The following is a 12,464-nucleotide window of genomic DNA, read 5'->3' as shown; positions in this document are numbered from 1 at the left end:
TAGGACTCTCAGGGAGGGAGCTGTTAGGTTAGGTAAACCTAACTCTTGTTGATCAGGGAGGTCGCCATGGCGGACCGTCCGGCCCGTAAGACGCGCACGCCGCATCGCGCACAGGTGGTGCGCACCGACCGGCTGACCCCGCATATGGTGCGGGTCGTCCTGGGCGGCGACGGCCTCGCGGACTTCCACGCGGGCGAGTGGACCGATCACTACATCAAGCTGCTTTTCCCGACCGGGGGCGCCATCTACCCCGAGCCGTTCGACCTGGAGCGGATCCGTGCCGAGTTCCCGCGCGAGCAGTGGCCGGTCACCCGGACGTATACGGTGCGGGCGTGGGACCCGGCCGCCCGCGAGCTGACGGTGGACTTCGTGACCCATGGCGACGAGGGGCTGGCCGGGCCGTGGGCCGCCCGGGTCCGGCCCGGCGAGGAGATCCGCTTCATGGGGCCGGGCGGCGCCTACGCCCCCAGCGCCGAGGCCGACTGGCACCTCCTCGCGGGTGACGAGAGCGCGCTGCCCGCGATCGCCGCCGCGCTGGAGCGGCTCACCGACAGCCGGGCGGGGGGCGCGCCCGAGGTGCCGGTGCACGTGTTCATCGAGGTGGCGGACGAGACGGAGGAGCTCAAGGTCACCGCGCCCGAGGGGGTCCAGGTGAACTGGCTGCACCGGGGCGCCGCGCCGGTCGGCCAGGCGCTGGTGACGGCCGTACGGGGGCTGGAGTTCCCGCCTGGGCAGGCGCACGCCTTCGTCCACGGCGAGGCGGGCTTCGTGAAGGAGATCCGCCGCCATCTGCGGCTGGAGCGGCAGATCCCGCGCGAGTGGCTGTCCATCTCCGGCTACTGGCGGCGCGGCCATGACGAGGACGGCTGGCAGGCGTCGAAGCGGGAGTGGAACCAGCAGGTCGAGGCGGAGCAGGAGGAGGCGGAAACGGAGAAGGCCGCGTAGGCGGCTGGCGCCGCGTAAGCGGTGAGTGCCACATGAGCGGCTAGCCCCGCGTAGGCGGTGGGCACCGGGTAGGTGGCGCACGCCGCGTAAGCGGTGGGCGCTGGCGAAAGGCCCACCGGACCCCGAGGAGGCAACGGGGTGTCCCACTACGGACGGCTGCGCCGTGGGGCGGAACACACCCCGTTGTGGACAATCGTCCCGCGGGGCGGGACGGGTGGGCACAACCCGACCACCGGCCCGTACCCGGAAACGAAACCCCGGCGGGGCACATCGCGGCGGGCGCCGCACAGGAAACCGTCGCGCACCGCACCGGCGCCACCGTAGGGAACGCCGCACCACGTGGGACCCATCAAGCCCCGGCCAGGAGAATTCGGCCGGGGCCGTCGCATGTGGGGGCGGCGAGCACGGCGAAGTGACCGGTGTCGATTCGGCGGAGTGACCGGTTCCGGTCCGGCGGCGCGGAGGGCGCGCTCCGGCTCGCGGAAGCCCAGCGCGAAGCCTTGACATATCGTCATATGAGCTCCGTTCGAGCCTTTTTCGCACCTTCCACATCTATCCCTCTTTTGGTTCACTCACATCGAGCGAGTGTTTCGGCACCACGCTGACCTCGGCGCCGACTCGTTCCGTGCATGACTCGCCCCTTACGGCCGGCCCTCGGGCACGAGTCCCCCTCAAGTCGCCATCACCCGTCATGCGGTCCCCGCTGAAGGCCGTGGCGTCCCGGACCCCCGAAGGTCCGTCTCCCCTTCCACCCCTCTGCGCGACGGAGGCCGGTGCGGGCAACGGCCACGTGCCCATCCCTCCTCTCTCGCCTCTCTCGGCACAACCGCTCAGAGCAAGACGATCGAACAGGAGAAACCTCATGCCCATCACCTCCCTCACCCCCAGCCAGGGCACGGTCGGCACCACCGTCAGCATCAACGGCACGGCGCTGGGCACCACCGTCTCGGTGAACTTCGGCGGCGCCGTCGTCACCCCGACGGGAGTCTCCAACACCCTGGTCACCTTCGTGGTTCCCGCCTCCGCACCGTGCTCCGGTCAGGTCTCGGTCTCCACCAACCTGTCGAACGGCACCCGGACCAACGCGGTGCCGTTCTTCGTCATCGTCAGGCCGACGACCACGGGGCTGGACGAGAGCTGCCTGCCCGCCGCCGGCGGCGCGATCACGGTCTTCGGCACCGGCTTCGCGGCCGGGGGCACCGTCAACGTGGGCGCGCTCACCCCGGTCGCCTTCGCCGCCGGCGGCAGCAACACCGCGGTCACCGTCACCGCTCCGGCCCACACTCCGGCCGGGTGCTTCGACACCCAGCAGGTCACGGTCACCACGGCCGGTGGGACGGGCACCGCGGGCACCACCCTGATCGACTACTACAACGCGCCGGATCTGACCGCCGCCACGCTGACCCCCGACACGGGCCCGGCGGGGACCGAGACCACCATCGCCGACGGCGCCTGCCTCATCAGCATCACCGACGTCACGTTCACCGACTCGGCCGCCACCGCCTTCACGGGCCTGCCCTACACCCCCATCGACGAGACGTCCATCGTCACCGCGGTGCCCGCGGCGGCGGCCGCGGGTGCTGGAGCCTTCACGATCACCACCTGTGGTGGCACATCCGGTCCCGCCGCCTTCACCGTCACCTGATCCACCGGCCGTGGGCGGGCGAGCCGCACACGGTCGCCCCCCCCCGGGTCAGCACCCCCGCATGGCACACGGCGATTTCCGATCCCCCGTGCCCTGGCCGACGTCCCGCCGGTCAGGGCACGGCCGTCCGCACGGCTCAAGAAGGAGAAGGGCATCATGGCCCCCGTAGTGACCAGCGTCAGCCCCACACAAGGCAATCCGGCCGGGGGCACCCCCGTGACCATCAGTGGTTTCGGCTTCATCGGCGCCACCGTGGTCAGGTTCGGCTCGAATCTCGCCACCAATGTGGTCGTCGTGAGCGACACACAGATCACGGCAAGGACTCCGCCGGGAAGTGGCACGGCCAGGGTCACGGTCACCGGGCCGACGGGGACCAGCACCCAGAACGTGTTCTTCACCTATACGACGGTCATGGCTCCGGCGCTCACCACGCTCAGCCCGACCTCCGGCCCCACCACCGGCGGCAACACCGTCACCATCACCGGCACCAACCTCACCAACGCCACCCAAGTCCTCTTCGGCACCACCCCCGCCACCATCCTCACCAACACCCCCACCCAAATCACCACCACCGCCCCCGCGGGACCACCCTCGGTGGTGAATGTGACCGTCACCACGCCGGGGGGCATCAGCAATCCGCTGTCGTACATCTATGTCGCCGCTCCGGCCGTCACCAATGTGATCCCGCAGTTCGGTCCGGACACCGGCGGAAACACCGTCACCATCACCGGCAGCGGCCTGGCCCTGGCCACCGGCGTTGACTTCGGTCCCAACCCCGCCACCGGATTCACCGTGATCTCCGACAATCAGCTGACGGCCACCGCTCCTCCGGGGACCGGCACGGTCGTGGTCACCGTGACCACACCGGGCGGCACCAGCACCCTGGGCCCGGGGAACCCGTACTACACCTATCTCGGCGCCCCGGTGATCACTTCGCTCATCCCGGACGAGGGTTCATCGCTGGGCGGCGACTCCGTCACGATCAACGGCTCCAACCTCACGTACACCGACGCAGTGACCTTCGGGGGAGTCCCGGCCTCCTTCAGCGTCCTCTCGGACAGCCTGGCGGTGGCGACGGCTCCGGCCCATGCCGCCGGAACCGTCAGCGTTCAGCTCCACACCCCCGCGGGCAACAGCAACACCCTCCCCTTCACCTACGATCCGGACTGAGCCCACCGCGGTGGACGACGGGCTCAGCCGACCGAGGAGTACGCCACGACACCGCGGAGCAGCCCGTCGACCGCGCGACGGGCGCTCCGCGCCACCGTGCCCTGGGGGGCCGCCGCGGCGATCTGGCCGAGCACATCGATCAGTTGCTTGGTCCAGCGCACGAAGTCACCGGCGGGCATGTCGATTTCGCGCAGCACCTCGTCGAGCCCGTGGCCGGAGGCCCAGCGGTAGGCGGCCCAGGCGAAGCCCAGGTCCGGCTCGCGCTGGCCGACCCCCTCCGCCTGGTTGATCTTGTGCTGCTCCTCCAGGGCGTCCAGCCGCCCCCAGATGCGCACCATCTCCCCGAGCGCGTCCTTGGCGCGGCCCGTGGGCAGCTTGGGCGGCAGCGCGTCATCGGCCGTCCGCGCCTCGTAGACCAGCGCGGAGGCGCAGGCCGCGAGCTCGGCGGGGGGCAGCCCCTCCCAGACGCCCTCGCGCAGGCATTCGCTGGCCAGCAGGTCCAGCTCGCCGTACAGCCGGGCCAGCCGTCTGCCCTCGTCCGTGACCTCGTCACCGCGCAGATAGCCGAGCTCGCTGAGCAGGGAGCAGATCCGGTCGAAGGTGCGGGCGATGGTGTTCGTACGGCCCTCGATGCGCCGCTCCAGCTGCCGGGTGTCGCGCAGCAGCCGGTGGTAGCGCTCGCCCCAGCGGGCGTGGTCCTCGCGGTCGCTGCAGCCGTGGCAGGGGTGGGCGCGGATGGCCGCGCGCAGCCGGCTGATCTCGGCGTCGTCGGCGGCGGGCGAGCGCTCCTTGCGGTGGCGCCGCACATCGTGGTGGCCCGCCTTGGTGCGCAGCGCGGAGGCCAGATCGCGGCGCGACTGGGGGCTGCGCGGATTGAACGACTTGGGGATCCGCATCCGGTCCAGCGGCTCGACCGGGACCGGGAAGTCGATCGACGCCAGCCGCTTGACCTGTCGCTCGGCGGTGAGCACCAGGGGCCGCGGCCCGTCGTGGTACTCCATGCCGCGGTGGCCGCCCACCCGCCCGGCGGGCAGCCCGGGATCCAGCACCAGCGCGAGTCCGGCGAACTTGCCGGTGGGCACGTGGATGACATCGCCGGGGCGTAGCTTCTCCAGGGCGACCGCGGCGGCGGCGCGCCGCTGGGCCGCGCCCTGCCGGGCCAGCTCGGTCTCGCGGTCCTTGAGCTCGCGGCGCAGCCGCGCGTACTCGTCGAAGTCGCCGAGGTGGCAGGTCATGGAGGCGCGGTAGCCCTCAAGCCCCTCCTCGTTGCGCTGCACCTGACGGGAGATCCCGACGACCGCCTTGTCGGCCTGGAACTGCGCGAAGGAGGTCTCCAGCAGCTCGCGCGAGCGGTGCCGCCCGAACTGGGACACCAGGTTGACCGCCATGTTGTACGACGGCTTGAAGGAGGAGCGCAGCGGATACGTGCGGGTGCCGGCCAGTCCGGCGAGCGCCGCGGGGTCCATGGTGCGCTGCCACAGCACCACCGCATGGCCCTCGACGTCGATACCGCGCCGCCCGGCGCGGCCGGTCAGCTGGGTGTACTCACCGGGGGTGATGTCGACGTGCTGCTCGCCGTTCCACTTGACGAGCTTCTCCAACACCACCGAGCGGGCGGGCATGTTGATGCCGAGGGCAAGGGTCTCGGTGGCGAACACCGCCTTGACCAGGCCGCGGACGAAGAGCTCTTCGACAACTTCCTTGAAGGTGGGGAGCATTCCGGCGTGGTGGGCGGCGATGCCGCGCTCCAGGCCCTCCAGCCATTCGAAGTACCCCAGTACGTGGAGGTCTTCGTCGGGGATCCCGGCGGTGCGCTCCTCGACGATGGCCCGCACCTGGGAGCGCGCCGATTCGTCGTTGAGCCGCAGCCCCGCGTGGAGGCACTGCTGGACGGCGCCCTCGCAGCCCGCCCGGCTGAAGATGAAGGTGATGGCCGGAAGCAGCGCCTCGGCATCGAGCCGGTCGATCACCTCCGGGCGGCCGGGGGTCCAGATCCGGCTGCGCTGACGGCGCTCGCGCTCCCGGTCGGCCTCGCGCGTATTGCGGCCGCGGCGCTTGTCACGGCCGAAGGTGGGGCGGCTGTTCTCCATCCGGGCCAGCCGGACCAGATCGGGGTTGACCTCGCGGCGTCCGCCCTGGTCGCCGTCCCGGCCGTTCTTCTCCTCGAACAGGTCGTACATCCGCCGCCCGGCCAGGACGTGCTGCCACAGCGGCACCGGACGGTGCTCGGAGACGATGACCTCGGTGTCGCCGCGGACGGTGTCCAGCCAGTCGCCGAACTCCTCGGCATTGGAGACGGTCGCGGAGAGTGACACCAGCGTCACCGACTCGGGGAGGTGGATGATGACCTCCTCCCAGACGGCGCCGCGGAACCGGTCGGAGAGGTAGTGGACCTCGTCCATCACCACATAGCCCAGGCCGAGCAGCGACCGGGAACCGGCGTAGAGCATGTTCCGCAGCACTTCGGTGGTCATCACGACCACCGGGGCCTCGGAATTGACGCTGTTGTCCCCGGTGAGCAGGCCGACCTGATCGGCGCCGTAGCGCTTCACCAGGTCGGTGTACTTCTGGTTCGACAGCGCCTTGATGGGTGTGGTGTAGAAGCACTTGCGGCCCTGGGTCAGTGCCAGGTGGACGGCGAACTCGCCCACGATGGTCTTGCCCGAGCCGGTGGGAGCGGCGACCAGCACGCCCTTGCCGCCCTCCAGGGCCTGGCAGGCCTCGATCTGGAACGGGTCCAGCTCGAAGTCGTACATCTCGCGGAAGGGGGCCAGCGCGGTGGCCTGCTCGGCGGCCCGGACGCGGGACGCCGCATAGCGCTCGGCGGGAGATAGCTCGTCGGTCATCGTATCTACGAGCCTACCGGCCACCTCCGACAGCGCACGCGATCTTTATCGGGGCTTTGTTCGGGCGGACGGGCCCGGGCCCCCGGACCGGGCCCCGGAAGGGGCCGCCGGACCGGGCCAGCTGATGGGGCGGCGGCGTACCGACGTACGGCCGGGTGGGGCCGCGTACGGCTACGTGACGTCGTCGTAGCCGTTGCGCCGGGCGGGGCCGGGGTCGTCCCCGTCGGTGAGCTCCGGCCTGGCGCCGGGCGCGGCCACGGCCTCGGGGGTCAGATCCAGCTGGGACGCCTCGTCGTCGCTCAGGCCGAAGTCCGGGTCGGCCTCCCGGCGGCGCGTCCTGCGCCGGTCGTTGAGCAGGGCGACGCCCACGGCGCCGAAGTAGAGCAGGACGACTGGCCCGGCCAGGGCGAACATGCCGATCGGGTCGGTACTGGGGGTGGCGATGGCGCCGAAGACCGTGATCCCCATGATCATGGCGCGCCACCAGCCGAGCATCCGGCGCCCGCTGAGGATGCCGGTGAAGTTCAGCAGGATCAGCAGCAGCGGGAGCTCGAAGGCGAGCCCGAAGACGACGACCATCCGGGCGAGCAGATCGAGGAAGTCGTCCAGTGGGAGGAGGTTGTTGGCCCCCTCCGGGGTGAAGCCGATGAGGACCTTGGCGCTGGTCGGCAGGATCAGGTACGCGAAGTACGCGCCGCCGACGAAGAGCGGGACGCCGAGCCCGACGAAGAACAGGCCGTACTTCTTCTCGTTGCGGTGCAGCCCGGGCGCGAGGAAGGCCCACAGCTGGTAGAGCCAGACCGGGGTGGCCACCACCAGACCGGTCGTGAAGGAGACCTTCAGCATGATCGTGAACGGCGACAGCAGACCGTTCACGGTGAAGTAGGCGCAGTCGTGACCCTTGCCCCCGGCGCTTCCCTTGCTGAGGTCGGAGAACGAGACCCCGCCACAGCCGACGGCGTCCAGCACCGGCCGCATCAGGAACTTCGCGATGTCCATGTAGTAGAACATCGCGATGATCGTGATCACACAGATCGCCAGGACCGATTTGAGCAACCGGTTGCGCAGCTCACGCAGGTGCTCGGAGAGGGGCATCCGCCCCTCGGGGTCCTTCTCCTTCTTGCGGGCAGACTTGAGCAACCCACGTCCTCATCTCGTGCGTCCGGTGACGGCCCTTCGCGCCGCCTTCAAGTGGCCCTGCGTCAGCGCTTGGTGGTGTCGCTCGGCTCCGACACCGGGCGCGAGCTGGTCACGTCTCCGGGCGCGGCCTGGATGGTGCGGTGGGTGGCGTCGTCCTGACCGGGGTGAGGCGGGTCGGCCGGCGCGCTGCTCTGCTGCTGACCGTCCGACTTCATGGCCTTCGCCTCGCTCTTGAGGATCCGGGCCGACTTGCCCAGCGAGCGCGCCATGTCCGGAAGCTTCTTGGCACCGAACAGCAGCAGCACGACGACAAGGATGAGGAGAATCTCGGGAACGCCGATCTTTCCGAACAGCATAAGCGTCTACCTTCTCACCGAGGCGGCTGGGGGTGGGGCTGCCCGACCGGTCGGACAGGTGTCCGGCAGCCGTGCTGTCAGCGATCGTAGCGCGCGGGGGTAAACCGTAAGCAATCCCCGTGCGGACTCCGGGTTGCGGCCCTCCGCCTCGTTTCCAGGGCCACGAAATGTCAGCGTACCCCGCTTGGCCGCGGGGCAGCAGAGCGCCCACCAGCGGCGGCCCTCACCACTGATGTGAAGCGGCGATCACCGCCGACGCCGAGCCGCGGTCACTGCCGACACGGGGCGGCGGTCACTGCCGACGCAGGGCGGCGGTCACTGCCGACGCAGGGCGGCGGTCACTGCCGACGCAGGGCGTCGACGGTTGACCCCAGCGGAGCCGAGGCCCGCTCCAGGTCCTCCGCGGCCCGGGTGATCCGCTGCGAGCTGTCCGACACCTGCCGGGCCAGCCTGCGGACCTCCGTGTGGACCCGCACCGAGAGCACGGTGAGGACGGCGATTCCGCAGAAGGCGAGGGCGAGGGCGAGCATCGGCCAGAGCATGCGGCAGAGCCTAGACGGTGGAGTGAAGCCGCAGGGTACGCACCCCGCCACCGGTGAGCAGCTCCACGATCCGCTCCCCCGCCGGTTTGCGTACCGCGGTTCCGCAGTCGGGGCAGGTGAAGGAGTAGAAGGTGGTGCGGTGGCTGGCCCCGATGGCCAGCCGCAGGGCACCCGCGGCCAGCTCGAACCGGCCGCGGCACTGCGGACAGGCTGCCTTGAAGATCACCGACGTGGCACTCCCCCGTGCGGTCACTGTGCGCGTCCCCTCACTCACCGTACGCCGCGAGCGCCCGCCGCGCCGCGTCCCGGGCGCTGTCCGCCAGCTCCTGCGGCGCGACGATCCTGCCGTCCCTGCCCAGCCGCAGCGCCAGGCGCCGCAGCGAGCCGGGGTCGGGCGCGCGCAGCGTGATCCGGAGGCCGCCGTCGGGCAGCTCATCGGCGCTGTCGTGCGGGTAGTACTCGGCGACCCAGCGCCCGCCCGGACCGACCTCGACGACCACCTCGGGATCCTCGGCGCCGGTCTGCACCAGGGCTGAGGACAGCTCCGACAGGTCGCGCAGCTCGATCGGCGGCGGATCGGATACGTCGTCCAGCAGCTTGATCTCGACGACCCGGTCCAGCCGGAAGGTCCGCCGTGCCTCGGAGAGGCGGCACCACGCCTCCATGTAGGTGCGGCCGACGGCGAAGAGCCGGATCGGGTCGACCTCGCGCTCGGTGATCTCGTCGCGGGCGGGTGAGTAGTAGCGCAGCCAGAGCCTGCGGCGCTCGGAGATGGCGCGGTCGACGTCGGCGAAGACCCCGCCCTCCGATTCGAAGATCACCGAGAGCCGGGAGCTGGCGCCCGCCACCTCGCCCGCGGCGGCCTCCAGCTTGGCGGTGGCCCGCAGCAGCGCGTCCCGGTCGCCCTCGCGCAGCCCGGGGAGGGTGGCGACGGCGCGGGCGGCGACCAGCAGCGCGGTGGCCTCGTCGGCGGCCAGCCGCAGCGGCTCGGCCACGTCATCGGGGTTGTGCCACCAGATCCGCTCGCCGTCGGTGTCGATGTCCATCAGATCGCCGCCGCGGAAGCTGGTGCCGCACAGCGGCAGCACATCCAGGTCGGCGATCAGCTCGTCCTGACTGATGCCGAAGGCCCGGGCGACGTCGGCGACGCGGGCGCCGGGGCGCTCACGCAGATACGTCACCAGGGAGAGCATCCGCCGGGTCTGGTCAATGGCGTTTCCGGCCATGGTGAAGTCGGTCCGTCCCCTCAGCCTTTGGCGACCGCGCGCAGCCGGTCCACGACATCCGCCCGCAGCTCCTCGGGCGCCAGTACGACCACGTCCGGGCCGAACTCCACGAGCCAGGCGTCCAGGCCATGCCCGTACGGAATCTCCAGTTCGTCCCAGCCGTCCCCGGCCGCCCGGGTGGACAGCGCCTTCGCCCGCAGCGGGTAGCCGTGGCCGGAGCGCAGCCGGATCCGGGCGGTGCCGTTGGCGGTCTCGCCCGCCCAGCTCTCCACCGTCTCCCGCACGGTGACGTGGTCGGGCACCTCGGCGGTGAACGCGCCGGACCGCAGCCGGACCCGGCCGGTGATCCGGGAGAGCCGGAAGACCCGCTCGGCGGCGCGCTCACGGTCCCATCCGGCGAGGTACCAGTGGCCGCGCCAGCACTCCAGGGTCCAGGGCTCGACCTGCCGCTGCTCGGGGCGCGCGGCGTTCGCCTTGCGGTAGTCGAAGGAGACGGGGCGGCGGTCGCGGCAGGCGAGCATCAGTGGCTCGAAGGCGCTCTCATGGACCGGGATGCGCGGCTCCAGCGCGCTGTGCCCGGGTGTGTCGTACGGATCCTCGGCGACCGGCATCCCGGCGGCGCGCAGCTTCTGCAGTGCGCCGCTGGCGGCGCCCGCGAGCCGGGCCTGCTGCCAGACCTTGGCGGCGAGGCCGAGGGCGGCGGCCTCCTCGGCGTCGAGGGTGATCGGCGGGAGGCGGTTGCTGTCCCGGCGGGCGAGGTAGCCGGTCTCGCCGTCGATGCCCTCCACCGTCTCGATGACCAGGCCGAGTTCGCGCAGATCGTCCTTGTCGCGTTCGAACATGCGGCTGAACGCTTCATCATTGGCCGTGCCGGTCTGGAGGTACGCCTCTATGGAGCCCCGCAACTCCCGTTTGGTCAGCGGTCGCCGCGTTCCCAGCAGGCACAGGGCCAGGTTCATCAGCCGCTCGGCCTTGGCAATCGCCATCGACGCCCCTTCTTCGTGACCTTACGAACGTGACCGTACCGCTACCGGGAGGCGCGGCAAAAGCCGAGGGCCCGCTCACCCGCAAAAGCCGAGGGCCCCTGCTCACCAGCAGGGGCCCTCGGTGCGACGGACGGCCGTCTCAGACGGAGACCAGGTCGCAGACGAAGATCAGCGTCTCGCCCGGCTTGATCCGGCCACCACCGGCGCCCCGGTCGCCGTAGCCGAGGTGCGGCGGGATGATGAGCTGGCGGCGACCGCCGACCTTCATCCCCTGCAGGCCCTGGTCCCAGCCGGTGATGACCTGGCCCACGCCGAGCTGGATCCGCAGCGGGGTGCCGCGGTTGTAGCTCGCGTCGAACTCCTCACCGGTGCTGAAGGAGACGCCCACGTAGTGCACGGCGATGTTGTCGCCGGCCTTGGCCGCGGGCCCGTCGCCCTCCCAGATGTCCTTGATCTCCAGCTCGGCCGGCGGCTCGCCGCCCGGGAAGTCGACCTCGGGCTTCTCGATGCTCACGAAATTGCTCCTTGTGACGTGGTGGGCAACCCGCACAGGCTACAGAACCGCCAGGATGTCCACGGAGAACACCAGCGTCGAGTTGGCGGGGATGCCCTTCTGCGCCGCCTTGCCGTAGCCCAGGTCCGGGGGCACGACGATCAGCACCCGACTGCCCACCTTCTTCCCCGTCAGCCCCTGCGACCAGCCCTTGACGACCTGCTGGAGCGAGAACTGGGCGAGCTCGCCGCGCTTGTAGGTGGAGTCGAACTCCTTGCCGCCGTCCCACAGCACGCCCTTGTACTGGACGAGCAGCGCGTCGGTCTTCTTGACTTCCTTGCCGTCACCCTCGATGACGTACTCGGAGACCAGCTTCTTCGGCGCGGACTTCTTGGGGACGGTGATGCTGGGCGCCTTGCCGTCGGTGTTGGCGGACACCTTGGGCAGGTCGGCGTCGGTCTGCTCCACCTTGCGGCCCTTGGCCGAGCTCTTGGCGTCATAGGCGCCGACGAGGTCGAAGACGAAGACCAGCGTGTCGGTGCCCTTGATACCGGCCTGCGGCTGGCCCTGCTTGCCGTACGCGTACGCGGGCGGGACGGCCATCTCCAGCCGGCTGCCGAGGTTACGGCCCAGCAGTCCCTGGTCCCAGCCCGGGAGGACCTGGCCCTTGCCGAGGGGGAAGGCGGCGGTCTTCTTCTTGTCGAAGGTGTTGTCGATGACCTTCCCGGTGTCCCAGATCTGCGCCAGGTAGCTGACCTGGAGCCAGTCGCCCTTGACCGTCTTCCTGCCGTCGCCCTGGCTGATCGTCTTGACCGCGAGGTCCTTCGGGGGCTTCCCCGTGCCCTTGGCGACCTTCGGCTTCTCACCGAACTTCTTACCGGCGGTGATGGCCGGCACCGGGCCGGAGACGATCTTGCCGGTGGGGGCCGGTGAGGGACTCTGGTTCGTCGGCTCCTGGGACGGCTTGGTCTTGTCGGACCCTGATTCTTCGTCACCGCAGCCCGCGAGTGTCAGCAGGCCCGCGGGCACGGCAAGGAGTACGGAGCGTCGACGCACGGAGTCCTCGTTAGGTAGATCTTGCGATGGCCAGTGCGCGTCACTCTACGACGTGACTC

At 70.6% G+C, this 12,464-nt stretch carries 12 protein-coding genes; 3 read left to right on the top strand and 9 right to left on the bottom strand.

Annotated elements, in window-relative coordinates:
• The first annotated feature begins 66 nt into the window (after positions 1-66).
• The 3 genes from VT50_RS32690 to VT50_RS32680 all read left to right on the top strand — a co-directional run bounded on the left by VT50_RS32690 (position 67) and on the right by VT50_RS32680 (position 3,760).
• On the top strand, positions 67-945 hold the full coding sequence (locus tag VT50_RS32690; RefSeq protein WP_046085425.1) for a siderophore-interacting protein: 879 nt from the start codon (positions 67-69) through the stop codon (positions 943-945).
• 862 nt (positions 946-1,807) lie between these two features.
• Positions 1,808-2,590 (top strand): IPT/TIG domain-containing protein, encoded by a 783-nt coding sequence (locus VT50_RS32685; RefSeq protein ID WP_046085426.1) that lies wholly within the window; start codon positions 1,808-1,810, stop codon positions 2,588-2,590.
• Positions 2,591-2,746: 156 nt separating this feature from the next.
• Positions 2,747-3,760: an IPT/TIG domain-containing protein gene (locus VT50_RS32680; protein ID WP_079343936.1), complete on the top strand. Its 1,014-nt coding sequence runs from the start codon at positions 2,747-2,749 to the stop codon at positions 3,758-3,760.
• 23 nt (positions 3,761-3,783) lie between these two features.
• Here VT50_RS32680 and VT50_RS32675 read toward each other — a convergent pair whose 3' ends face one another.
• From VT50_RS32675 to VT50_RS32635, 9 genes are all read right to left on the bottom strand, one after another.
• Positions 3,784-6,606, bottom strand: a complete 2,823-nt coding sequence (locus VT50_RS32675; protein WP_046088118.1) for a DEAD/DEAH box helicase — start codon at positions 6,604-6,606, stop codon at positions 3,784-3,786.
• 171 nt (positions 6,607-6,777) lie between these two features.
• Positions 6,778-7,746: a twin-arginine translocase subunit TatC gene (gene tatC, locus VT50_RS32670; RefSeq protein ID WP_046088117.1), complete on the bottom strand. Its 969-nt coding sequence runs from the start codon at positions 7,744-7,746 to the stop codon at positions 6,778-6,780.
• Between the two features lie 62 nt (positions 7,747-7,808).
• A complete protein-coding gene (gene tatA / locus VT50_RS32665) occupies positions 7,809-8,099 on the bottom strand; it encodes a Sec-independent protein translocase subunit TatA (protein ID WP_046088121.1) in 291 nt (96 codons plus the stop codon).
• Positions 8,100-8,440: 341 nt separating this feature from the next.
• Entirely contained in the window at positions 8,441-8,644 is a 204-nt protein-coding gene (locus tag VT50_RS32660) for a hypothetical protein (protein ID WP_046088116.1), read from the bottom strand.
• Positions 8,645-8,654: 10 nt separating this feature from the next.
• Positions 8,655-8,918, bottom strand: a complete 264-nt coding sequence (locus VT50_RS32655; RefSeq protein ID WP_046088115.1) for a hypothetical protein — start codon at positions 8,916-8,918, stop codon at positions 8,655-8,657.
• The gene (locus tag VT50_RS32650) at positions 8,911-9,870 is read right to left on the bottom strand and encodes a helix-turn-helix transcriptional regulator (RefSeq protein WP_046088114.1); all 960 of its coding nucleotides are present in this window, start codon (positions 9,868-9,870) and stop codon (positions 8,911-8,913) included. Before VT50_RS32650 ends, VT50_RS32655 begins: the two co-directional genes overlap by 8 nt.
• 20 nt (positions 9,871-9,890) lie before the next feature.
• A complete protein-coding gene (locus tag VT50_RS32645; RefSeq protein WP_046088113.1) occupies positions 9,891-10,856 on the bottom strand; it encodes a helix-turn-helix transcriptional regulator in 966 nt (321 codons plus the stop codon).
• A gap of 139 nt (positions 10,857-10,995) precedes the next feature.
• Positions 10,996-11,370, bottom strand: coding sequence for an FKBP-type peptidyl-prolyl cis-trans isomerase (locus tag VT50_RS32640; RefSeq protein WP_046088112.1), 375 nt, complete (start codon positions 11,368-11,370; stop codon positions 10,996-10,998).
• Between the two features lie 39 nt (positions 11,371-11,409).
• A complete protein-coding gene (locus VT50_RS32635; protein ID WP_046088111.1) occupies positions 11,410-12,405 on the bottom strand; it encodes an FKBP-type peptidyl-prolyl cis-trans isomerase in 996 nt (331 codons plus the stop codon).
• Between the last annotated feature and the right edge of the window lie 59 nt (positions 12,406-12,464).

Source organism: Streptomyces antioxidans, assembly GCF_000968685.2.
Lineage (GTDB): Bacteria > Actinomycetota > Actinomycetes > Streptomycetales > Streptomycetaceae > Streptomyces > Streptomyces antioxidans.
Note: the sequence above shows the minus strand (reverse complement) of the source record. Positions and strands in the feature narration are given on the sequence as shown.